Annotated in this window: 16 protein-coding genes; 10 read left to right on the top strand and 6 right to left on the bottom strand. The window is 38.1% G+C overall.

Annotated elements, in window-relative coordinates; translation table 11 throughout:
- From I6E24_RS08165 to I6E24_RS08140, 6 genes are all read left to right on the top strand, one after another.
- On the top strand, positions 1-1,721 hold a 1,721-nt coding region (locus I6E24_RS08165), incomplete at its 5' end, for a PCMD domain-containing protein (protein WP_235327742.1).
- A 225-nt stretch (positions 1,722-1,946) separates the two neighbouring features.
- Positions 1,947-2,651, top strand: a complete 705-nt coding sequence (locus I6E24_RS08160; protein ID WP_235327744.1) for a hypothetical protein — start codon at positions 1,947-1,949, stop codon at positions 2,649-2,651.
- 39 nt (positions 2,652-2,690) lie between these two features.
- A complete protein-coding gene (locus I6E24_RS08155) occupies positions 2,691-4,343 on the top strand; it encodes a PCMD domain-containing protein (protein ID WP_235327740.1) in 1,653 nt (550 codons plus the stop codon).
- A gap of 19 nt (positions 4,344-4,362) precedes the next feature.
- Positions 4,363-6,189, top strand: coding sequence for a DUF4493 domain-containing protein (locus I6E24_RS08150; RefSeq protein ID WP_235327738.1), 1,827 nt, complete (start codon positions 4,363-4,365; stop codon positions 6,187-6,189).
- A gap of 9 nt (positions 6,190-6,198) precedes the next feature.
- Entirely contained in the window at positions 6,199-6,978 is a 780-nt protein-coding gene (locus I6E24_RS08145; protein ID WP_262911909.1) for a DUF4493 domain-containing protein, read from the top strand.
- A gap of 443 nt (positions 6,979-7,421) precedes the next feature.
- A complete protein-coding gene (locus I6E24_RS08140) occupies positions 7,422-8,993 on the top strand; it encodes an ATP-binding protein (RefSeq protein WP_235327734.1) in 1,572 nt (523 codons plus the stop codon).
- A 113-nt stretch (positions 8,994-9,106) separates the two neighbouring features.
- On the opposite strand, the gene I6E24_RS08135 is transcribed toward I6E24_RS08140, so the two are convergent.
- Together I6E24_RS08135 and I6E24_RS08125 are read right to left on the bottom strand one after the other, a co-directional pair.
- Positions 9,107-10,441, bottom strand: a complete 1,335-nt coding sequence (locus tag I6E24_RS08135; protein ID WP_235327732.1) for an NADP-specific glutamate dehydrogenase — start codon at positions 10,439-10,441, stop codon at positions 9,107-9,109.
- Positions 10,442-10,890: 449 nt separating this feature from the next.
- Positions 10,891-13,176 carry an NADP-dependent malic enzyme gene (locus tag I6E24_RS08125; RefSeq protein ID WP_235327728.1) on the bottom strand — a complete coding sequence of 762 codons (2,286 nt, stop codon included), beginning with the start codon at positions 13,174-13,176 and terminating at the stop codon, positions 10,891-10,893.
- 311 nt (positions 13,177-13,487) lie between these two features.
- Here I6E24_RS08125 and I6E24_RS08120 point away from each other — a divergent pair, with 311 nt between their 5' ends.
- From I6E24_RS08120 to lpxA, 4 genes are all read left to right on the top strand, one after another.
- Complete coding sequence (locus I6E24_RS08120) at positions 13,488-14,699, top strand: efflux RND transporter periplasmic adaptor subunit (protein ID WP_154044379.1); 1,212 nt, start codon at positions 13,488-13,490, stop codon at positions 14,697-14,699.
- Positions 14,700-14,765: 66 nt separating this feature from the next.
- Positions 14,766-17,990 carry an efflux RND transporter permease subunit gene (locus tag I6E24_RS08115; RefSeq protein ID WP_235327726.1) on the top strand — a complete coding sequence of 1,075 codons (3,225 nt, stop codon included), beginning with the start codon at positions 14,766-14,768 and terminating at the stop codon, positions 17,988-17,990.
- Between the two features lie 12 nt (positions 17,991-18,002).
- A complete protein-coding gene (locus I6E24_RS08110) occupies positions 18,003-19,385 on the top strand; it encodes a TolC family protein (RefSeq protein WP_394800381.1) in 1,383 nt (460 codons plus the stop codon).
- Positions 19,386-19,407: 22 nt separating this feature from the next.
- Positions 19,408-20,175, top strand: a complete 768-nt coding sequence (lpxA, locus tag I6E24_RS08105) for an acyl-ACP--UDP-N-acetylglucosamine O-acyltransferase (RefSeq protein WP_235327722.1) — start codon at positions 19,408-19,410, stop codon at positions 20,173-20,175.
- A gap of 204 nt (positions 20,176-20,379) precedes the next feature.
- On the opposite strand, the gene I6E24_RS08100 is transcribed toward lpxA, so the two are convergent.
- From I6E24_RS08100 to I6E24_RS08085, 4 genes are read right to left on the bottom strand one after another with little or no spacing between them, the layout of a single operon-like run.
- On the bottom strand, positions 20,380-20,934 hold the full coding sequence (locus tag I6E24_RS08100; protein ID WP_235327720.1) for a hypothetical protein: 555 nt from the start codon (positions 20,932-20,934) through the stop codon (positions 20,380-20,382).
- A gap of 36 nt (positions 20,935-20,970) precedes the next feature.
- Entirely contained in the window at positions 20,971-22,311 is a 1,341-nt protein-coding gene (locus I6E24_RS08095; protein ID WP_235327718.1) for an LPP20 family lipoprotein, read from the bottom strand.
- 13 nt (positions 22,312-22,324) lie between these two features.
- Positions 22,325-23,605, bottom strand: coding sequence for a DUF6175 family protein (locus I6E24_RS08090; protein WP_235327716.1), 1,281 nt, complete (start codon positions 23,603-23,605; stop codon positions 22,325-22,327).
- A complete protein-coding gene (locus tag I6E24_RS08085) occupies positions 23,605-24,516 on the bottom strand; it encodes a penicillin-binding protein activator LpoB (RefSeq protein WP_235327714.1) in 912 nt (303 codons plus the stop codon). Before I6E24_RS08085 ends, I6E24_RS08090 begins: the two co-directional genes overlap by 1 nt.
- Between the last annotated feature and the right edge of the window lie 147 nt (positions 24,517-24,663).

Here is a 24,663-nt window from a genome sequence, read left to right as displayed (position 1 = left end):
ATATAGGATTTCTTCGTATTGATGTAGAGTCAAATTCTTATGTTGATGTAAACAGTAGAATTATTGATGAGTATAATCCAAAACAATTAGCTGTAAAGATAAAAAACAGTAAAGGAGAAACTGTAAAAAGTGTAGATGATTATAGTGAATTGTCTGGTCAGCAAATAGCTTTAGCTCCAGATACTTATACCATTGAAGCATCTTCTTATGGGTTTGACGGTAGTGAATCAGGAAGAAATATTCCTTATTATTATGGATCTACATCAATTCAGGTTCAAAAATCAAAAGAAGTTACTGCTAACATTGAATGTACTTTGGCCAATGTAAAGGTAATGGTAAATTTTGATGAAAAGTTTGCTGAAGTCTTTAAATCTGCAAATGTATTAGTATCATCAGTAAAACAGGGTGTTGACTCACAGAACTTTGAAATGGGACAGGATAATGAGGAGGCATATTTTCCTGTAGCAGATTTAAATGCTAAAATTACTGTTGTAAATAATTCTGGTGAAACATACTCAAGTGATACACCGATAAATGGTGTAAAAGCCAGAAAATTCTACATATTGAACTTTAAGTTAGCTGAAACTGACAATGGTAATATCGGTGGGGTAAACGTCTCTGTTGATGGAACTGAAACTATATATACATTTACATTTAATGTTGCTACTTCAGGCAAAACAAGTCTGTTTGTTGATAATGTAAATGCTTGGAGTAATTTCGCTTTAGTTTCGGGTAGTGTTGTTACTCAAGATGAAGTACTTGATAATTCTAAGATGTTCTTTGAATATAAGAAAGCATCTGAATCTGAATGGACAAAAGTAGCTGCTGATTTCTCTGAAAATTCATATTCAGCTCAGCTTGATAACTTAACACCTTCTACATCATATGAATGCAGAATGTCTTATCAGAGTGAAGATAATACTTATACAAGTGATTCAAATACTTTCACAACAGAATCGGCAGCTGTATTGCCAAATGGCAATATGGATGACTGGTACAAGAGTGACAAAACATGGTATCCGGTTTCTGAGGCTGACTATTCTTCTAATGGTTCATTTTGGGATTCAAGTAATCCTGGCACAACTACAGGTGCTGGTGCATTGGTAAATAAAAACCCAACTCAGGGAAATAGTACTACTGTACACACTTCTGGTGGCCAGTCGGCAGAGTTGAAATCTCAGTATGCTTCTGCTTTTGGTATAGGAAAATTTGCTGCAGCTAGTCTTTATACCGGTAAATTTAATAGTTTGGTTGGTATAAATGGTGCAAAGATTGATTTTGGTCAACCATTTACTTCACGTCCTTCTGCATTAAGAGGATGGTTCCATTATACTAATGGCAAGATTGACTATCGTGGAGATAATACACCGGAAGGTGTCGCTGAAAAAGGAACGGATGATTTGTGCTCGATATATATGGCTATAGCAAAACAGCCACATCAATTGGATAATACTCAGGTATCTACATTTTTTGATTTTGAAAATGATCCTAATATTATTGCATATGGTTCTTTACCTGATTCCGAAGCTGTTTCAACTAATGGTGAATGGAAGGAGTTTAATGTAGAATTAACATATAAGGATAAAACACCTTTAGATCAGTATTATTTGATTATTGTTTGCTCTTCAAGTAAATATGGTGATTATTTTACAGGAAGTACAGGAAGTACAATGTATATTGATGATATGGAATTAGTTTATGACGTTCCTGCATTTAAATAATAAGATTTTATAAAATGAAAAACCGATATCGCTTGTAATAAAATAAGCGGTATCGGTTATAGTTGTATATTATATATGGTAAGAAAAATAATTCTGATTTTAGGTCTATTTTATTTTTATAATGAATTAAATGCTTTAGAACCAAAATTCTTCTTGTCTGATAAATTAGATAGTATAACAAATAGTTTTACACAAGCTTCAAATCAATACGAACTATCGGAAGATATACCTTCGTCCTTTCATAAAAAACGTGTCCGTCCTCAGAGGATTGACCGTGGAATTATGCAGTCTGTTTTTATTCCAAAAGGACAATGGATGGCTGGAGGAACAGTTTCTTACTCAGAGCATGAGGAAAACAATCTTAATTTTTTAGTTATAAAAAATGTAGAAGGATTAGGTTATACATTTAATGTAAGTCCATATATAGGATATTTCTTTAAAGATAATGTATCGGCAGGTTTTCGTTTCGGGTATAACCGTACATATCTTGATATGGCTAATTTTGAACTGAATCTTGGTGAAGATTTTAATATCAGTTTAAAGGATTTGTATTATCTTGAACATCAGTATGAAGTTTCTGGGTTCTTGAGAACATATATGCCGATAGGAAGAAGTAAGATTTTCGGTTTGTTTAATGAAGTCAGACTGACATACGGATATGGAGTAGGTAAAAACTCTACTGGATCTGGAACAGAATATGATGGTACATTCGAAACTTCTCATAATTTGCAGATTGGTATAGCTCCAGGTCTTACAGCATTTGTTACGGATTGGTCGGCTGTTGAAGTATCTGTTGGTGTTATGGGATATAATTTTAAATGGCAGAATCAGAAGACTAATCAGATAGAGACTGGTATGCGCAGAACTTCATCTGGAAATTTTAAGATTAATCTGTTCTCTATTAATATCGGTATGACTTTCTATTTGTAATATTCTTATATATAAAACGAGACAAAATTCTTTATATTTATGCTTAATAAAGTTTTATATTTTATATTTTCTGTATTTTTCTTTTATTCTTGTGCTATTGAAAATGATATTCCATATCCCATATCTGAAGGTTATATTACAGATATTGAAGTTGAAGGGCAGACAGCAGCGCAGGGAAGTTCGGATTCAAAGGCTATAATTGATAAGACCAAACGTACAGTAAGTATAGTAGTTGACGATGCTGTAGACATAACCAAATTACGAATTACTAAACTTACTGTAAGTAATGATGCAGTAATCTCTATTGATTCAACAGTATGTAACAATTATTCTAAATTTCCAACTTCCGGGTTTGAAACACTAGATGATTTGATGGTTTCTGCTGATACACGTGTTAATTTCTCCAGTCCTGTTAAGCTTACTCTGAAAACTTACCAAGATTACGAATGGACTATTAATGTTCAGCAATATATTGAGAGAAATATAGTTGTAGAAAATCAGATAGGAAATGCTATAATTGATGAAATTAATTTTAATGTCATTATATATGTTGCTGAGGAACAGGATTTAAGTAAAATAAAAGTCACAACATTCGATTTGGCAGGTAAGAACGGTTCGGTTTATCCTGATCCAACAAAGGATGAATATTTCGATTTTTCGGAACCTAAAACTTTTTTTGCAACTTATGCTTGGGAAGAGGTAAGCCGAAAATGGACAGTTTATGTATACCATTCAGATGGTGCTGGAAGTTCTGAATTGAATACTTTCGCCAGAACTACTTCTGCTGATATTTCGGGGAGTGTACAGAGTGGAAAAAAACCTGTAATAGAGATAAAAAAAAACTCTGAGAGCGACTGGACCACTGTTTCACAATCTGATGTAAATGTCAGTGGAACATCTTTTTCAGCAACTGTATCACAACTTAGTCCTGATACACAGTATGACATTAAGGTTAGTGTTGATGGAAAAGAAATGTCGTCTGCATCGTTTGATACAACTCCTGCAACTCCATTGGAAAATGGAAGTTTAGATAATTGGCATAATGTTGATAAACTTTGGAATCCTTGGGAGGAGGGAGGACAGTCTTTTTGGGATACTGGAAATAAGGGTGCAACAACTATTAGTGACAGTAATTCTATCCCTACCGATGAAACATGTAACGGTAGTGGAAAAGCAGCTTCATTAGAATCTAAATATCTGGTATTAAAGTTTGCTGCTGGAAACTTGTTTACTGGAAGTTATGTTAAGACTGTAGGTACGAATGGTGTTTTGAGTTTTGGTAGACCATTCTCAGCCTTTCCCTCCAAATTGAGGTTTAATTATAAATATACTTCAAATACAATAGATAAGGTGGGGGATGATGCTTTCCAATACTTAAAAGGTCGACCTGATTCATGCCATATTTATATTGCGTTGACGGATTGGGATGAACCGTTAGAGATTAGAACCCGTCCTGCAGAAAGGCAGCTTTTTGACAAGAATGATTCTAAAGTAATAGCTTATGGAGAATATATTCAAGGCTCTACTACTTCATCGTACCAGCAAAAGGATATTATATTGAATTATAAATATAATAACAGAACCCCAAAGTATATTGTGGTTGTTGCTTCTGCAAGTAAATATGGTGATTACTTCACAGGTGGAGAAGGTAGTAAGTTATGGTTAGATGAAATGGAACTGGTTTATGAATAAGAATTTATTAAGTATATATATGAATAAGGTAATACTATATGTAATGGCTTTTGCTTCCCTTTGCTTAATGATGGTGGGATGTTCCGATGAAACTTTTAATCAGGAAAGTGGAAACGGAACAGGTTATTTGCGTCTTGCTTTGGGAAGTGTGAACGTAGAACTTTCATCTACTTCTAGGGCAGATGCGGGTTCACTTCCGGAAGAGCTTATACCTGAAACTTCTGATTTTATGGTTGATATAAAGATGAATGGAAAATCTGTTGATGGATTTCCAAAACCATATACAGAAATTACGGAAGATATTGAATTGATGGCAGGTTCGTATTCAGTAATAGCTTATAGTGGAGATAATAATGATCTACAGGATAAACCTTATTTTTATGGTTCGTCAACAGTTCAGATTAATCCTGGACAACCAACAGAGACAGAAGTGAATGCTATTTTAGCCAATTCGATGTTTACTCCTTCTGTAAGTGAAAGTCTGCAAAATCATTATTCAGAATGGACTCTGACTCTTAAGGTAGGGGAGATATCTTTGAAACTTGCTGATAATACAAATTCAGATGGGTATTTGTTCGCAAAAGCTGGTACGTCGGTAAGTGCAGTGTTTGAAGGTACTAATATATTGGGTAATGAAAAATCTCATGAGTGGACTGTTATTTCACAGGCTGTTGCCTGCACTAAATATCTTATTCAATGTGATCCTGATATACCTGTATTTTCATTTGGTTTAAATGCTGTAGCTGAACATACTACTAATGATTCAGGTGAGTTGAATGGTACAAAAGTATCTCTAACATTTGGAGATTTATCAGGAGTACCTGTTTCATTGATTTCAGAATTAAACGTAACTCTTGAGAATGCTGAGGGTGAATTGGTACGTAGCTATAGTACTAATGATTTTAATAGTGTTGGTGAAATGTTGGTTGAGAATAATTGGCCTTATTTACCTCAGGGAGATTATACATTAAGATATAGTTATATTATTAATGGTGAGAAGGTAAGTGAGGAAAATACCGAAGCAAAAATAGTTTCAATGCCAATACCTGTATTTGATGTCGTTGCTTCGGCTCAAACAAGTTATTCTGTTTATAATTTACAAGGTGCAGCTGCTGCAAATGAAACAGATGGATCTGGTATATTTAATATAACAGCTACGACATCTATATCACATGAAATATTGAGTAATGAAAAATATGCAAACTTATTAAGTCTTACATATTCTCTGGATACTGGAGAGAGTACAACTGAAGAATCACCAGTATTTGAAAATCTCAAATGGGGCAAACGTACGTTAACTGTTATGGCTTTGTTTGATGGTGGTAATGATATCTCTTCTTTAAAATGTGATGTTACAGGAGTACCATACAAAGGTGATTATACAAATAAATCTCCTTTTGACGATGCTGTCAATCCTTGGATTTGTGTTGGTAATGGGGAGTTTTGGGATGATCATGGATTTATATTATTTCAGTATAGTGGAGCATTTAGTACAAATATAAAATACAATAATTATGTTTTCTCACCAGCTTTTAAAAATCCTGAAAATGTTGACATTAGATATTCAATAAAAGTTGCTTATTTTACAGGTGGTGTAGGAAATCCTTCTATTGATATTTATACAGGAGTAAGTAATAATACGGATAATTGTGCTAAAGATAAAACTACAACAATCAAAAGAATTAACTCAAATCAAAATCCTAAAGATGATAAGTTTACAATAATATCTGATGATTCGACTATTGGAAATAATTATATGATTTGTTTATCCCATAATTCAGCTGCTGAACGTAATTGGGTTGATAACTGGTTGACTTTTAAATCTTTGGAAGTTTTATATCGATAAATTATAATTATGAATAAAAAAATACTATATATACTCTTTCTAACAGGAGTACTATCATTCTCAGCTTGTTCGAATGATGACAGCCCGGTACTCTCTAATGAGACTGGAGAGATACGTTTCTCTTTGGTAGATACCACTGAAGTGGAAATCACTACAAGAGCATCGCTTAATTTAGATGTAAATGAATTTAGTGTAAGTCTTAGTAGGGGTGAAACACCAATATTTACCGATCGGAAATATAAAGATATTGCCGGGACTACTATTAGTTGCTCAGCAGGTCCGAATTATTTGCTGAAAGCGGAAAACTGTACAGAAGCAGAAGCCGAAAGTAAGAATGGCAATTGGGGACAGGCACGTGTGTACGGAGAAAAGTCTTTTACTGTTGTTGCTAATGAAACAAATACAGTGACAGTGAACTGTGGTTTGGCTAATTCATCGGTGAGTGTAGATTTCAGTGATTACATAGTGAGTTCTTTCGACAATTATTCTATTGATATTTATGCTACTGATGCAAGTAGCCGTACTTTTAAGTTTGATGAAACAAATTATAAATTCAAGACGGCATATTTCAATGTAAGTGGAACTCGTGAATTGTCATATACAGTTACATTGCCTTCTCCTTACCAACCTTATACTGATACATTAAGTATGGAACCATCGAAGAGTTATAAATTCTCTGTAAAAATAGATGGTGATAGTACTAACTCTACAGTTACTCTTGGAATTATTGTAGATGGAACTTTATCTGAAGAAGTAATACTTACTGAAAGTATTAATCCGTATGCATGATAATAGTAATTATAATTAATAAGAAAATAGAATCTCAAAAGCAGGAAGAAATTCCTGCTTTTGTTGTATAATTATATCCTTTTGAAGATTAAAGTCAATGAAGGATGTACACAAAACTGTTTTCGTTACCATTTTTAAATTTCTCGTGGCGGAAGTTTTATAAGTTTGGATGTGGCTTGCACCGATGGGAAAGAGAATGATGTGAAAGTGAAAAATCTGCATTAACTATAGTAAACTTCAGAGAAATGTGTGTTTTTGTATATAATATGTCGGGAAAGTTTGGTAGGTTATCGCAAAGGCTAATTTAACTTGTATCGGAAGAATAAAATATATTGTTTTTGTGTTTTTCTGTCTATTTTAGTATTTTTGTTCCAAACGTATCAATAGTGTTGGGTGATGTCAAAAATATATCAATATTAATTCTTAATTTATAATTGAACAACATGAAGTACCCTATAGGAATCCAGAGTTTTGAGCAGATAATAGAAGATGGTTATGTCTATATCGACAAGACTGATTTGGTATATAAACTAACGCATGAAGGAAAAATTTATTTTTTGAGCCGTCCACGTCGTTTTGGAAAGAGTCTTCTAATTTCTACATTAAAAAACTATTATTTGGGTAATAAGGATTTGTTTAAGGGGTTAAAGATTGACTATATGGAAAAAAACTGGAATGTATATCCGGTTTTTCATGTGGACTTCAATGGATCTAATTTTACTATACCAGGTGAGTTGGAAAAGAAAATCAAGTTTCAAGTTTCGGAATGGGAAAAACATTATGGACTTTTGAATAATGAAACAGAATTAGGTGTTGGGGATCGTTTTTCTGAGGTACTTCGTGCAGCTCACGAACAGACTGGGCGTCGTGCTGTGGTTCTTATAGATGAATATGATAAGCCTATATTGGATGTGCTTGATGTTGATGCTTCTTTAGAAGATTCTCACCGTAATATTCTGAAAGCTTTTTATTCTGTTTTTAAAGTAGCAGACAGCCATCTGCAGTTTGTGCTTCTGACTGGTGTAACGAAATTTTCTCAGGTTAGTATTTTCAGTGGCTTTAATCAGCCGGATGATATTAGTATGGATACTCGTTATGAGACGCTGTGTGGAGTAACTCAGGAGGAATTACAGTTCTATTTTACTGAGCCTATAAGTGATATGGCCAAAATTTACCATTGTACTGAAGAAGAAATGATGCAAAGGCTTAAAGGACAATATGATGGTTATCATTTCAGTGAGAAACTGACAGATGTATATAATCCGTTTAGTTTGCTTAATGCTTTTAATAAAAAAAGCATACGTGACTATTGGTTCAGCTCTGGAACTCCGACATATCTTATTCGTTTATTAGCTCATTTTAAGGAGAATATAAATGAGTTAATAGGCAGGTATTATAGTCCGGAACAATTTATAGATTATAAAGCAGATGTGGAACTTCCTCTACCTATGATATATCAAAGCGGATACCTTACTATTAAGGACTATGATATGGATTTTAATACTTTCCTTCTTGATTTTCCAAATAATGAGGTTAGGAATGGTTTTCTCATAGCATTGGCTTCGTCTTATCTTAATCCATCAGATGATACTGGTGGATGGGTTCGTGATGTTGTCCGTACTTTGCGCTCTGGTAATGTTGATAGATTATGTACATTGTTTACTTCTTTTCTTTCTGGCATTCCTTATACTATGCGCCGTAAGAATAATGAGGTGGAACGTGAGCGTTACTTTCAGTATACGTTTTATTTAATACTTCGTCTGATAAGTGTGTATACAGTATATATAGAAAAAGTACAGAGCCATGGTAGGGTGGATTGTATTATAGAGACTCCTAATTATGTTTACATATTTGAGTTTAAGTTAGACGGTACGGCTGATGAGGCTTTGCTGCAGATAGAACAAAAGGGATATGCTCTTGAGTATTCTTCTGATACACGTAAAGTTTACAAGGTAGGTGCAAGCTTTTCTTCTGAAACTGGTACAATCAGTGAATGGAAAACAAATTTACTTTGATTTCCTTATATAAAAATCTCCTGCTTTAGCCTTTATTTATTTCTATATGGGCTAAAAGCAGGAGATTATTTATTTCTTAGTTTAAATCTATAAGATTTTGTGATTTATGATTATTATACGATACCCTGAGCCATCATTGCTTTAGCAACTTTCATGAATCCGGCTACGTTAGCACCCTTCACGTAGTTGATATATCCGTCTGGCTCTGTACCGTACTGTACGCAAGCTTCGTGGATGTTCTTCATGATGCTTTTCAGTTTCTCGTCTACTTCTTCTTCGCTCCAGCTCAACTTGATAGAGTTCTGAGTCATTTCAAGACCTGATACTGATACACCACCTGCATTGGCTGCCTTACCCGGAGCATAAAGTATCTTAGCTTCCTGGAATACGCGGATTGCTTCTGGAGTAGATGGCATGTTGGCTCCTTCAGATACTGCGAATACACCGTTTGCAACAAGTGCTTTGGCGTCGTCGCCATTGATTTCATTCTGAGTTGCAGAAGGAAGAGCGATATCTGCTTTTTCGTTCCATGGACGTGCACCTGCAACGTATTTGCAACCGTATTTTTCAGCGTATTCGCGGATACGGCCACGATACAAGTTCTTGAGTTCCATGATATAGTCGAGCTTTTCGCGGTCGATACCGTCTGGATCGTAGATGTAACCGTCTGAATCGGACATTGTAACGACTTTAGCACCCAACTGGATAAGTTTTTCTACTGTGTACTGAGCTACGTTTCCTGAACCTGATACAAGACATGTCTTGCCTGCGATGTCGATATTGCGAGTCTTAAGCATTTCAAGCAGGAAGTAAATGTTTCCGTAACCTGTTGCTTCAGGACGGATGAGTGAACCGCCGAATTCGCGACCTTTACCTGTAAGTACGCCTGTAAATTCGTGAGCCAGTTTCTTATACATACCGAACATGTAACCTACTTCACGGCCACCAACACCTATATCGCCTGCTGGAACGTCTGTTTCAGGACCGATGTGGCGCCACAATTCAAGCATGAATGCCTGGCAGAAACGCATTACTTCGGCATTTGATTTTCCACGTGGAGAGAAGTCTGAACCACCTTTACCACCACCCATAGGAAGAGTTGTAAGTGAGTTTTTGAATGTCTGCTCAAAAGCAAGGAACTTAAGGATTGACAGGTTTACTGAAGAGTGGAAACGGATACCACCTTTGTAAGGGCCGATAACATTGTTGTGCTGTACGCGGTAACCCATATTAGTCTGGATGTTGCCTTTGTCGTCCATCCATGTTACACGGAACTGGTATACTCTATCTGGAATACATAGACGTTCTATGAGGTTTACTTTATCAAACTCAGGGTGTTTGTTGTATTCTTCTTCGATTGTTCCCAAAACTTCTTCTACTGCCTGATGATACTCAGGTTCATTAGGAAATCTTCTTTTAAGATCTTCCAAAACTTTAGCTGCATTCATAATCTTTACCTTAAATTTAATTGGTTGTTACTATTTATTGTTATTTGTTTCTTTTTCAGATGATGCAAAAATATATCAAAGATTTTGTTTATACAACATTTTGATAAGAAAAAATCAAAAAAATATCTTTTTCATACTTTTATAGGGTAAAATGTGTTGAAATGTTTATTTCTTCCGACTGTTGATGGACTTACCTATTGGTATGAAAACCAGGGCTCCTGATATGATTATGGTGACAATTAGCGGACCGTCGATACGGGGGGAGGAGGTGATGACTATAAAGCAAAGGGCTGCCCAAAATAGAGTGAGTAGTACGCACTGGGTGTTTGTGAGTGGTTTGCGCATGGATTTATGTATTAGTGATGGGTTAATAAAAAACGAGTTGACAAGAGTTCTTTTTATATATGTGGAACCTTGTCAACTCGTGAACTAAAATTTGCTACGTTTTATTAGCATCCTTTTTTCTTTTTTTCTACTATTGCATCGATACATGCTATCGCTGTGATATTTACAATGTCACGGACAGAGCTTTCGATGTCGGTGAAATGGATAGGTTTGTTCAATCCCATCTGGATAGGGCCTATCACTTCTGTCTCGCTCATGTTCTGTATGAGCTGGTATGTAGAATTGGCCGAACTTAGGTTAGGGAATACTAATGTATTTACCTGCTTGCCGAAAAGCTTGGTGAACGGGTATTTCTCGTCACGAAGCTCATCGTTGAGGGCAAACTTGACTTGCATTTCTCCATCTATTGCCAATTCAGGGTAGTTCTTGTGCATATATGATACTGCATCGTGTACTTTTGCAGGACTTCCTTCCTGGTCGGAACCGAAGTTGGAATATGAAAGCATTGCCATTACCGGTTCGTGATTGAAGAAACGTACTGATTTTGCAGAAAGACGTGCTATATCTATCAATGTATCTGTGTCAGGATGACGGTTTATAAGGGTATCGGCAATGAAATATGTTCCTTTCTTGGAGTTAAGGATATGCATTGTTCCGAAATGTTTGTAACCTTTCTGAATTCCAATCACTTCTTTGGCTACCTTGATGGTGTTGCTGTATTTTGTGTAAAGACCGGTGATGAATGCGTCGGCTTCGCCTGTTTCTACCATCATCATACCAAAGTAGTTACGCTCGAACATCTTGTCGTTGGCTTCGGCAAAGTTGGCACCTTCGCGTGCGCGCTTTTCGCAGAGTATACGGGCGTATCTTTCTCTTCTTTCAGCCTCGTCGTCATGACGAAGATTTATTATTTCTATGCCTTCAAGACTGAGGTCGAGTTCTTTTGCAAGTTTCTGGATTCTTTCTGTATTTCCTAAAAGGATAGGGTTACAGATACCTTCTGCCTTGGCTTCGACTGCTGCTCTAAGCATGTTTGGGTGAATACCTTCTGCAAACACAACTCTCTGTGGACAGCTGCGGGCTGTTTCGTAAAGTTTACGTGTAAGCTTGTTTTCCTGTCCCATGAGTTCAAGAAGATGGTTCTTGTATTCGTTCCAGTCTGTAATGTTCTTTCGTGCGACACCGGACTCCATTGCAGCTTTGGCTACAGCCATGGATACTTCTGTGATGAGGCGTGGGTCAACAGGTTTCGGGATGAAGTATTCAGGACCAAATGTCAGGTTATTCACGTGGTATGCTTCGTTTACTACGTCCGGAACAGGCTTCTTGGCAAGTTCTGCTATGGCACGTACGGCTGCCAGTTTCATCTCTTCGTTAATGGCTTTGGCGCGTGTATCGAGGGCTCCACGGAAAATATATGGGAATCCTATTACATTGTTTATCTGGTTTGGATAGTCTGAACGGCCTGTTGACATCAATACGTCCGGACGTGCGCTCATGGCATCTTCGTAGGAGATTTCAGGAGTTGGATTGGCCAAAGCAAATACTATAGGATTGTCTGCCATGCTGCGTATCATGTCTTGTGAAAGTACGTTTCCTTTTGAAAGACCAAGGAATACATCGGCTCCTTTTATCGCTTCTTCCAGTGTGTGTACATCACGACGGTCTGTGGCAAAGAATTTCTTGCTTTCTGTCAGGTTAGTACGGTCGCTTGTGATAACTCCCTTACTGTCGAGCATAAGGATATTTTCCTTGCGGGCTCCAAGTGCTATATATAGTTTTGTACATGATGTAGCAGATGCTCCTGCACCGTTTACTACAATCTTGACATCTTCAATCTTCTTGCCTGCTACTTCAAGGGCGTTGAGAAGTCCTGCGCTGGAAATGATTGCGGTTCCGTGCTGGTCGTCATGCATTACAGGAATATCGAGTTCTTCTTTAAGTCGTCTTTCTATTTCAAAGCATTCAGGCGCTTTGATGTCTTCGAGGTTGATACCGCCAAATGTAGGTGCGATGGCTTTAACTGCTTCAACGAATTTATCAGGATCCTTTTCGTTTACTTCGATATCGAATACGTCAATGCCTGCGTATATTTTGAACAGAAGTCCTTTACCTTCCATTACTGGTTTGCCGCTCATGGCTCCTATATCTCCTAGTCCAAGTACGGCTGTTCCGTTTGAGATTACGGCAACAAGATTTCCTTTTGCTGTATAGTCGTATGCTGTTTCCTGATTTTTCTGGATTTCAAGACATGGCTCTGCTACTCCAGGAGAGTATGCCAATGAGAGGTCGCGTTGTGTCTGGTATGGTTTGGTGGGAATAACCTCTATTTTTCCCGGTTTGCCCTGTGAGTGATAAAGCAGGGCGGCTTCTTTTGTTATCTTTACCATAAGTTATTACATTTTGTTGTTATTTGTTTATTAAGATGCGCAAATGTATGAATAAAAATCTAATATAGGATTCATTTGTAATTAAAATCTCTAAATTGTTTTTTCTTTTTCTGAAATTGTTTCTTCATAAACTCTTCTTTTTTTGTCTAATAATCATATTCACTAGTACAATTTTAATATCGTCAGATTTATTGGTTATTCTTAGTTAATTGTTAATTTTAGATGGTCTGAATTTTATATCTTTGCACGTGTGTTTTTAGGAAAATAGTTGGCGAACTAAGGTATTTGAAAAAAATATATAATAATTTTATATGAAAATGAGCGTGAAAAGTAAATTGAATTTTAGCAATGGCCGTATTGCCATAGCTATGTTGGGTGTTTCTGTTCTTACTGCTTGTGGCGGTGGCCAGGGTGGTATGAAGATGGGTGACAATGAATTTGCTGTTATGACAACGGCTTATACTTCAAGTCATCAGACAAAAACTTATCCTGCCACAATAAAGGGTCTTCAGGATATTGAAATCCGTCCACAGGTTTCAGGTTTTATCGTAAAACTGTGTGTTGACGAGGGTGCTACAGTCAAACGTGGACAGGCATTATTCCAAATAGATCCTACACAGTATAAGGCTGCATACGATCAGGCCAAGGCCGGTGTGGAAGCTGCTAAGGCGAGCCTTGAAACTGTGACTTCAACTCTTGAAAACAAGAAAATGCTTCACGAACAAAAAATCATCAGTGATTTTGAGTATCAGACAGCTATGAATAATCTGCTTTCAGCAAAAGCCAACTATTCACAGGCTGAAGCTGCATATACTGCAGCAAAACAGAATTTGGGCTTCTGTACCGTTACAAGTCCGTCTGATGGTGTTATCGGAACTTTCCCATACAGGGTTGGTAGTCTGGTAAGCCCTTCAGTGCAAGAGCCTTTGACTACTGTTTCACAAATAGGTGACATGTACGTGTATTTCTCAATGACTGAGAAGCAGTTGCTGGAAATGACAAAATCTGAACAATCACTGAAGGATCAGCTTGCTGCTATGCCTGAAGTAAAACTTCAATTGGCTGATGGTTCAATTTATGAAGCTGCAGGAAAGATTGATGCTGTAAGTGGTGTTATTGACCAGACTACAGGTTCTGTAAGTATGCGTGCAATATTCCCTAACAGTAGAAATATTTTGCGAAGCGGTGGAACTGCAAATATCATATTCCCTTATGAAATGCAGGATATTATTTTGATACCACAGTATGCAACACAGGAAATACAGGATAAGAAATTTGTTTATGTATTGCAGCCGGACAGCACTTTGAAACATACTGAAATTCAGATCTCAAATCTTAGCGATGGAAAGAATTATATCGTGACAGGCGGTTTGAAGGCTGGCGACCAGATTGTGGTAGAAGGTGTTCAGATTTTGACTGACGGACAGAAGATTGTACCTATTACAACTGCTGAAAAGGAAGCAAAGTATCAGAAACATTTGCAGGACCAGCGTGACGGTAATATACAGACTGCCTTCAATTAATTGCATATCTTGGTCAGAAACAGATATATCAATCTTATTTAATGAGATTTTAAAAAGAATAAAAGAATGAAACTAGATAAATTTATTAATCGTCCGGTACTGTCAACGGTGATTTCTATCTTGATGGTTATCTTGGGTGTTATAGGTTTGGCAACTTTGCCTATTACTCAGTATCCGGATATCGCACCACCTACAGTGTCCGTAAGGGCCACTTATACAGGTGCCAGTGCTTCTGCCGTGTTGAATTCTGTTATCGCTCCTTTGGAAGAACAGATAAACGGTGTTGAAAACATGATGTATATTCAATCAAATGCCACTAATACCGGTTCTGCTGATATCAGTGTTTACTTCAAACAGGGAACTGACCCTGATATGGCGGCTGTCAACGTACAGAACCGTGTGTCAATGGCTCAAGGTTTGCTGCCTGCTGAAGTTACACAGATTGGTGTTACAACACAAAAGCGCCAGAACTCAATGTTGATGGTTTTCTCTCTTTACGATGAGACTGACGAATATAATGTAGAGTTTATTGAAAACTATGCCAACATTAATATCGTGCCTGAAATCAAGCGTGTAAACGGTGTGGGTGATGCCAATGTGTTGGGTATGGACTACTCTATGCGTATTTGGTTGAAACCTGATATCATGGCACAATATAAACTTGTACCTTCCGATATCTCTGCTGTTCTTGCTGAACAGAACATCGAAGCTGCACCGGGACAGTTCGGTGAACGCGGAAACCAGACATTCCAATATACTATTAAGTATAAAGGACGTCTGCAGAAAGCAGAGGAATTTGAGAACATCGTTGTAAAGGCATTGCCTGACGGTGAAATCTTACGTTTAGGTGATATAGCAGAGATAGAGCTTGGACGTCTGGCTTATACATTTAATAATAGGGTTAACGGACATAAGGCTGTATCTGTTATCGTTTACCAGATGGCCGGAACAAACGCTACACAGACTATTTCTGACTTGGAAGAGGTTCTTGCCAAGGCACAGGAATCACTCCCTACAGGATTGAAAATCAATATTGCCCAGAATGCCAACGACTTCCTTTACGCTTCAATACATGAGGTAATCAAGACTTTGATTGAGGCATTCGTGCTTGTGTTTATCGTGGTTTATGTGTTCTTGCAGGATATGCGTTCAACACTTATTCCGGCGATTGCAATTCCGGTTGCTTTGATTGCAACATTCTTCGTTTTGAAACTTATCGGATTTAGTGTCAATTTGCTTACTCTTTCTGCCATGGTATTGGCTATTGCCATAGTGGTGGATGATGCCATAGTGGTGGTTGAAGGTGTACACGCTAAACTTGACCAGGGATATAAGTCGGCAAGAGAGGCTTCTATTGATGCCATGAGTGAACTTGGTGGAGCTATCGTGTCTATTACACTTGTCATGATGTCAGTGTTCATTCCTGTTAGTTTCATGGGTGGTACTGCCGGTACTTTCTATCGTCAGTTCGGTTTGACAATGGCTATTTCAATCGGTTTCTCAGCATTGAATGCGTTGACTCTGTCACCGGCATTGTGCGCTTTATTCTTGAAACCTCATAAGGCTGAACATGGCGAGAAGAATATGTCTATGATAGACCGTTTCCATACATCCTTCAATGCTGCATACGATTCTTTGTTGAGCAGTTATAAGAAGCGTGTTGTATTCTTTATACATAAGAAATGGTTCTCTATGGGACTGGTAGCTGTTTCTATAGTATTATTGGTATTCTTCATGAACACTACTCCTACAGGAATGGTGCCTACAGAAGATACAGGTACTATTATGGGTGCAGTGACACTTCCTCCTGGTACATCACAGGAAAGAGCAATGGAAATCATGGATAAGGTTGATAGTCTGATTGCCGCAGAACCTGCTGTAAGTTCAAGAACTATTGTTTCCGGTTTCGGATTTATCGGTGGACAGGGTCCTTCATACGGTTCTGTGATTATCAAACTTAAAGACTGGGAAGAACGTTCCTTGATGCAAAATTCAAGTGTTGTAGTAGGAACATTATTCATGCGAGCACAAAAAATCATTAAGGATGCCCAGGTATTGTTCTTTACACCGCCTATGATTCCTGGATATTCGGCTTCAAGTGATATCGAGTTGAACATGCTTGATAGAACTGGTGGTGATCTGAACAAGTTCAATGATGTAGTACATAGCTATATGGACGCATTGAAGCAACGTCCGGAAATCAACTCTGCACAGACTACATTTAACCCAAGTTTCCCACAATACATGATGGATATTGATGCTGCCGCATGTAAGAAAGCAGGTATAAGTCCAAGGGATATTTTGCTTACCATGCAGGGATATTTCGGAGGTTTGTATGCATCAAACTTCAACAGTTTCGGTAAGATGTACCGTGTAATGATACAGGCATCTCCGGAAGCTACGAAGAATATGGAATCATTGAACCGTATAAAAATACGTAACGGAAACGAGATGGCTCCTATTACTCAGTTTGTATCTTTGAAGAAAATATACGGACCTGACGTTATCAGCCGTTTCAACCTTTATACTTCTATTAAGGTGATGGTTGCACCTGCATCAGGTTATACTTCAGGTCAGGCACTTCAGGCTATTGCTGAGGTTGCAAAAGAAAACCTTCCTACAGGTTTCGGTTACGAACTTGGAGGTATGGCCCGTGAGGAAGCCGAAACCAGTGGTGGTACAACAGCCATTATCTTCGTTCTGTGTTTCGTCTTTGTATATTTGCTGTTGAGTGCCCAATACGAAAGTTATATATTGCCGTTGGCCGTATTGCTTTCAGTTCCTGCCGGTTTGTTGGGAAGCTTCTTGTTCGTAAACGGTTTCAGTGCTTTGGGTAGCATACCTGCATTAAAGATGATAATTGGTACAATGTCAAACGACATCTATATGCAGATTGCTCTTATCATGCTTATGGGATTGTTGGCTAAGAATGCAATCCTTATCGTTGAGTTTGCCCTTGACCGCCGTAAGCAGGGTATGGGTATTGCATGGGCGGCTGTGCTTGGTGCTTCTGCCCGTCTGCGTCCTATCCTTATGACATCACTCGCGATGATTGTCGGACTTATCCCGCTTATGCTTGCGATGGGTGTAGGTGCTCACGGTAACCGTACTCTTGGTGCATCGGCCATCGGTGGTATGTTGATAGGTATGATATTCCAGATATTTATTGTTCCGGTATTGTTCGTAATATTCCAGTGGCTTCAGGAGAAATTCAAGCCTATCGAATGGGATAGCCTTGACGAAAGCGAAGTTGAAGCGGAAATCGAACAATATTCTCATACTACTAAATAATTTATGACTATAATGAAGAAACAAATCATATTGACAATGTGTGCAGCTGCTGCTTTGAGCAGTTGCCACATTTACAAGGCTTACGACCGTCCTGATACTATTGATGCTTCCGGTATTTATAGAGACCCTGTTGCGGCTAATGATACATTGGTATCAGATACTACAAATATGGGTAACTTGGCTTGGAAGGAAGTGTTTAAGGATTCAAAACTTCAGGCATTGATTGAAGAAGGACTGCAAAACAATGTTGATATGCAGGCAGCTGTGCTTCGTGTGGAGGAAGCTAAGGTTATGCTTACTTCAGCTCGTCTGTCTTATCTGCCTTCCATTAATCTTGCTCCTCAGGGTACTATGACTACTATGGGCGGCAGTGATATGGCAAAAGCTTACCAGTTGCCTGCAGCAGCGAGCTGGGAAATAGACCTTTTCGGTAAGATACTTAATGCTAAACGTGGACAGCAGGCTGTGTATTTGCAGAGTAAGTATGCACAGCAGGCTGTACGTTCGCAGCTTATTTGTGGTATTGCAAACGTATATTATACATTGCTGATGCTTGACCGTCAGGTGGAAATAACTACAGAAACGGCCGCTATCTACAAAGAGAATGTACGTGCTATGGAGGCTATGAAGCTGGCAGGATATGTAAATGAAGCAGCTGTAACTCAGATGCGTGCCGCAAGTCATCAGGTTGAAGCTTCTTTGCTCGACTTGAAACGCCAGGTACGTGAGACGGAAAATTCTTTGGCTGTACTTCTTGCCAGAGCCCCTCAGACAATAGAGAGAGGTAAACTAGCTGATCAGGTAATGCCTGATGAATTGACAGCAGGAGTGCCATTGCAATTATTGGAAAACCGTCCTGATGTGAAAATAGCAGAAATGACACTTGCAAGCGCATACTATACTACTAATCAGGCTCGTTCAGCTTTCTATCCTAGCATCACTATTGGTGGTACTGCCGGATGGACAAATGGTTCGGGTATCCAGGTTGCTAATCCGGGACAGTTTATGTTCCAGGCTTTGGCTTCTTTGACACAGCCTATTTTTAATCACGGTAAACTGGTGGCTAACCTGAAAGTTTCAAAAGCTGAAGAAGAGATAGCCCGCATGAACTATCAGCAGACTATTCTTGAAGCAGGGCAGGAGGTAAGCAATGCTTTGTGTCTGTATGAAACTACTCAAAAGAAACTTATTGAGGATCGTGGTAGGGTAGAACAACTTGAAAAAGCTGTGACATATACAAAAGCTTTGTTCCAGAGTGCAGAAGCCACATATCTTGAGATTCTTACAGCACAACAAAATCTGCTGAGTGCAGAACTGACTGAAGTATCAGATAATTTCCAGCGTATTCAGGCTGTTATAAACCTGTATAGTGCGCTTGGTGGTGGACGTGAATAATTAACCTTAAAACAATAAACACATGATTAGTCCTTTAGCTTATGTTGATCCTTCTGCAAAGTTGGGTAACAATGTTACGGTACATCCGTTTGCTTACATCGACAAGAATGTCGAGATAGGCGACAATAATGTGATAATGCCATATGCCAGTCTGATGAGTGGCACGCGTATGGGAAATGGTAATACTGTATATCAGGGAGCTGTGATTGCTGCAGTGCCACAGGATTTCTGTTATACTGGTGAAGATACAATTGCCAGGATAGGCGATAACAATGTGATTCGTGAGAATGCTGTAATAACACGTGGTACACATGCTGAACATGATACAGTGTTAGGCAACGGAAATTTTATTATGCAGGGAGTGCGAATCTCGCATGATGTTGAGATTGGTAATGAGTGTATTATAGGAAACGGTTCGCAAGTATCGGGTAACTGTAAGATTTTCGATCGCGCCATACTTACTTCGAATGTTCTGATGCAGGGAAATACCCGCTTGGGTAGCTATTCGATAGTACAGGGCGGTTGTAGATTTACAAAGGATATTCCTCCTTTTATAGTTGCTGCCCATGAGCCTATATCATTCTATAGCATAAACACTCATGTACTTGAGCATGAAGGTTTCCCGGAAACATTGATTAAGCATATTGCTCAGGCTTACAGAATTCTTTATAAGGCAAACACATCACAGCACGATGCCTTGATCAGAATAAAGGAACAAGTTCCTGGTAGCGAGTATATTGATATGATAATAGACTTTGTATCATCATCAAAGCTTGGTATTATTCATTAATTTAAATATTGGGTATTTGCCGGTACTGCTATAATGTATGTACCGGCATTTTTTTAGTATCCATTTTGGGTTTGCTTTTGTAATTATAGGGATATTGGCTGGTGGATATTCTGTTTTTCATTATTAGGATATTTGGCATTTATGCCATAAAAAACAGGCCATCTCAAATAGACAGCCTGTTTCTTGGATTTTATTTTGTGAAGACTATTTCTTTCCTGCATTAATATGTTTGATGAATAATTCTTTCAGGAGATCATCGTCCACACTGTTTCCAGCCTTTTTCATCTCATCACTTAAAATACGTATGTATGTTTCAGGTGAGATTTCCATGACAATATAGTTGGTATATTGTCCGGTAGATTCATCATTGGTCCATTGGTCACAAATAATTCTGGCTCCTTTTACTACACGGTTGCTGGTTGTGACAGTCTTCTGCAATAATAGTTCTTTGGATGCGGCTTGTTTGCCTTCTGACAAAATTGCGCTGTATTCCTCAACCATGGAACCTACTGTTTTTTCCAGCATTCCGGCCAAGTCTGCATATGCCATGGTTGTAGCTTTTTTTCTTGCTGTTGTTTCGGAGTCAGAGCTTCCCATAGCCCAAGTTCGCATTATTGTATCTGACTGCACTAAATCATAACATGGCTGTACATAAGTTTTTATAGGAGATTTCTTTGCCATATCCTTGCTTGATTTGCATGACGTGGCGAATAAAGATATTGACATAAGTAATGTCAAAGAATAAATATACAGTTTCATGACGTTAAATATAAATGGTTAAAATATTAGATCTGATCAGTTCAATACCAAACCTTTGATTTTTTTGGGTAATTCACGTTTAACTCGCTTCATAAGCTCACGTACACACATCATTTCTGTCTGTTCCGGTGTCTTATTTACAGGTGAAAGAACACGAACTCTGTCAACTACATAATTAAGTAGGAGTGATGTACTTTTATTATCATATATTTTAAGTACAAGTCCACATAAGCATTCGTTGAGATCATATAAATCACTTGCAACAACTCCTCCTAATTCCAAAGTCGTAGATAAATCGATGAAAAGTGTGGCGTTATCCGGATCTTCGGTCATTGTGAAGTGTTGATTGGCCAATATTGATACTATCTGTTTTTCGCATGATGACAAGTCACTGTTACTTACATTCAAGTAAGCGGTAACCTGTTGTGGAGCTATCGTGATAGTGGTTTTGGCAGATGGCCATGACTGATTTTTTATCAGCTGTCGGTAGGAAACAGGCAGATCAGCAATAAAGGAATCGTCAATGGAAATTCGTATTTCCTGGACTGATGCCTTTGAGGTGATGTTTGTTACGTAGAATTCTGACGTTCCATTATAATCTGTTGCTACCGGAGGGGTTATATCTCCCGAACCTTTAATAAACTCGGCTTTTAGCTTGACATTCTGTATAACTGAACCGTTTTTTGAGAGACAACCGGCAATAGGTGTCTTTATTGGTTTGAACGCTTCTCCTTCAAGATTCAATTGATTTACAGTTATAGTAAGCCCATCGAAGACCTGTATGTAGGCATTGTAAAGTTCTGCTGGAACATTGAAACGACTACCGTTGACTGTAGTGGTCAAGTCCATGAACAGCCATGGTGTAACAGCTTCCAATCCTTTTCCAAGCAATTGGACAGCATTAACCAGGCTGTTGGCATCCAGCGCTTGCATGGCTTTGTCGTAGTAATCCAGACCGGTGCTGATAGCATTACGTTTATGTTTCTGAATTGTGCTTTCGTAGGTAGCTTTGTCCAGTGAATAATATACATAGTAATTGCGGTCGTTTTGATAACTGTCCACCAGTTTCTGGCCTTCCAAATACGAAACCACTGAACTTTTTATTTTGTCCTCAAACAGTTCTCTGGATTTGCCGTCTATGTCAACTGTATGCATGAAAGAATTTGATTCAATTCTTGTGGCAATCTGCAATGCTATATCATTCAGGGCGTTTTGCGTGGCCTTTTTAATGTAATCAGGATCTTTCAATGGAGCAAACCCGATACCGATATAAGAATTGTCATCCGTCGGATGCGATGTTACCCATGCTGGTTGCTGTGCTAGCATGGAAATGCAGCCCAGCAACCATAAATTAAGGGTTATAATAAACTTTCTCATAGGAGTGAGATTATTAATATATTGTAAACAAAATGTTGTTTCCATCATTTCGGCTTGAGCAGTCAATTCCCATTTCTTCTTTGAGGTATGATTCTAGTAAAAATGCAAATTGTGCTGCATCCATAGCTAATCCATCAGCATCAGTAGGAGGCATGGTAACTGAATCGAAAATGATACTTTCTGCCATTATACCTTTCAGATGATATTGTCCCTTGTAACAATTCTTTCTTACCCATTGTCTGATGATGTTTGCGATGGAGTAATTGTTTGGACCTGCAGGATCGTTGAAAGTCGTTGCGGAACTGCCATCAATGGCAAATTGAAGAACGACTCTTGTTCCATTTGATCCTTTTGTACCCTTTCCTGATCCGTCCCAATGAGAACAAATATCATCCAGGAATGGCTGCAAGTGATCTTTAACAGCATATTTAGCCAATAAATCGCTACCTGCATTTGGGTATCTTCTTGTAAAACCATCCTTGCTGGCAAGCAAAGCGCCAGTAGCTGTTTCGTAAGCTCTCATCACCAAAGATACGCGTGTTCCTTGAGAGTTCTTATCTTTAATCATATCTACTTCTACGTACACATCTGCGCCAGACGACATGAGTAATTGCTTGTCATTCGAATCTGCTGCATTACTGTTGTTCTCATAGCCGGCACGTTTCTGGGTTGAACGGATTACAGCTGCAAGATCGTAAGTTGTAACATTTCTTGAACGGAATCCATCTTGTACGTTGGAAACAGCTACTCGACGGTCAAAATCATTTTCCAAGATAGACTGATAGTTTTCTCCTGTTTTTTTGTAAGGTACTACCATTATTGTTGGCATGACAGGACCTCCTTCGTCACCGAAAACAGGAGCTGCACTTTCCATCAAGCCTGATTCGGAGAGATACTTCTTCAGAAGTTTCATGCTCACTGTTATGGTACAAGTAGCCCGATGTTTTCTATTTTCTTTATGTGTGTCATCTGCTCCTTCCATATCAAGGATATACGATTCGTATCTTTGAGATTCGTTAAAGAAAGGATCAGTATATAGTCTGTTGTCTTTTGTAACTAAAGGTTCAGTGTCGTTGAAGCCAATAACTCCTTTGTAGAACAAAGCGTAGAACAAACGACATTTTGCGTCTTTTCCCACTTCTGACTTTTTTGACGCTTCTCCTTCGGATGTGAATACTGCAATATTCTCATCTCCTGATATATATTTTACTTTCTGCCAGTCACTAACTGATTGTGCCACAGTAAAAATGTGGCAGAAAAACAGTACACTTAATAAAATGCTAATTCGTTTCATTATTTAAATATATGTATAATATCTTTGAAAAGGTTTCCTGTGTCGCATCTTGAGCTTACCAGCAATGGTTTGGCAGCTTCTTCATTTATTGTTTTCAGCTTTGTATATTCCTTAGTCGCTTCCAATATTTCTTTTCCATTGCTTACAACAGAGCATTCAGACAAATCATCTGCTAACACTTTTTCAACTTTAAGTACGCCAACTTCTTCATACACAGTTCTGCTTGCGATATTCTTAGATTTTCTTACATCCAAAAATACTCCTTCTACCACTCCGTGTATCGAACCTAAAGTGACATAACATGTTTTCATTTTTCCTTTCTTCTCTGTATAATCCTGATCAACTAAGATTCCGTTCAGCGGGAATACAGCCTCTATCATCTCGCAGGTTACTGCTGCATCTTTCAATGCTTTAGTTCTTGCTTCAGCTTCTGTGTCGCATGAACCAGAAGATGCTGTGTAATTGTTTGAAAATGCCACAGTTCCGTTTTCTGTAGATACCACCTTGATGGTATAAGCCATCTGACCTTTATATGAAACTTTTCCTTCGGAGTCTGTTTTGCGTTGTGTTTCCAGTTTGGATACAAAGCCTTCCAAAATATAATCAGCGCCAAGTTGTTTCATTTGTCCGCTGCGAGCCAATTCGTCTGCCAATGCTTCTTCTTTCAATCTTCGTTTTGTTTCCTGGTCAATTGATGATTCTGTTTCCACATCTATAACCCTTAATCTAGGATAATTTGATAAGGATGAAAGAACGGCATTTCTGGCCAGTTCGCAGTCGCCGGATTTGATTTCTGAAGATTTGTTGAAGTAATTAACTACTACTACCGGTTTCCTATATTTACTTTCTTGTGCATTTGCAAACAACGCAAAGAATAACAACAGAAATAGATTTAAACTAACTCTTTTCATAATCGTAAAATATTAAATGATAAGTAACTATTCAAAATTAATTTTATACATATGAGTAATTCACAAATAAGTTCGTACCTACAGATGCCAGTGCCCTGTTTGTACAATAGAAAAGCGAGTCCTTAGTATTGTAATCAGCAGGTCTTA

The organism is Bacteroides caecigallinarum (assembly GCF_021530995.1).
Classification (GTDB): Bacteria; Bacteroidota; Bacteroidia; order Bacteroidales; family Bacteroidaceae; genus Phocaeicola; species Phocaeicola faecigallinarum.
This window is presented reverse-complemented; position numbering and strand designations above follow the sequence as displayed.

Excerpts from the sequence above, each read along its gene's own strand:
- I6E24_RS08155 (WP_235327740.1), top strand. The coding sequence starts at position 2,691 with ATGCTTAATAAAGTTTTATATTTTATATTTTCTGTATTTTTCTTTTAT.
- I6E24_RS08150 (WP_235327738.1), top strand. The coding sequence starts at position 4,363 with ATGAATAAGGTAATACTATATGTAATGGCTTTTGCTTCCCTTTGCTTA.
- I6E24_RS08145 (WP_262911909.1), top strand. The coding sequence starts at position 6,199 with ATGAATAAAAAAATACTATATATACTCTTTCTAACAGGAGTACTATCA.
- I6E24_RS08140 (WP_235327734.1), top strand. The coding sequence starts at position 7,422 with ATGAAGTACCCTATAGGAATCCAGAGTTTTGAGCAGATAATAGAAGAT.
- I6E24_RS08135 (WP_235327732.1), bottom strand. The coding sequence starts at position 10,441 with ATGAATGCAGCTAAAGTTTTGGAAGATCTTAAAAGAAGATTTCCTAAT.
- I6E24_RS08125 (WP_235327728.1), bottom strand. The coding sequence starts at position 13,176 with ATGGTAAAGATAACAAAAGAAGCCGCCCTGCTTTATCACTCACAGGGC.
- I6E24_RS08120 (WP_154044379.1), top strand. The coding sequence starts at position 13,488 with ATGAAAATGAGCGTGAAAAGTAAATTGAATTTTAGCAATGGCCGTATT.
- I6E24_RS08115 (WP_235327726.1), top strand. The coding sequence starts at position 14,766 with ATGAAACTAGATAAATTTATTAATCGTCCGGTACTGTCAACGGTGATT.
- I6E24_RS08110 (WP_394800381.1), top strand. The coding sequence starts at position 18,003 with ATGAAGAAACAAATCATATTGACAATGTGTGCAGCTGCTGCTTTGAGC.
- lpxA (WP_235327722.1), top strand. The coding sequence starts at position 19,408 with ATGATTAGTCCTTTAGCTTATGTTGATCCTTCTGCAAAGTTGGGTAAC.
- I6E24_RS08100 (WP_235327720.1), bottom strand. The coding sequence starts at position 20,934 with ATGAAACTGTATATTTATTCTTTGACATTACTTATGTCAATATCTTTA.
- I6E24_RS08095 (WP_235327718.1), bottom strand. The coding sequence starts at position 22,311 with ATGAGAAAGTTTATTATAACCCTTAATTTATGGTTGCTGGGCTGCATT.
- I6E24_RS08090 (WP_235327716.1), bottom strand. The coding sequence starts at position 23,605 with ATGAAACGAATTAGCATTTTATTAAGTGTACTGTTTTTCTGCCACATT.
- I6E24_RS08085 (WP_235327714.1), bottom strand. The coding sequence starts at position 24,516 with ATGAAAAGAGTTAGTTTAAATCTATTTCTGTTGTTATTCTTTGCGTTG.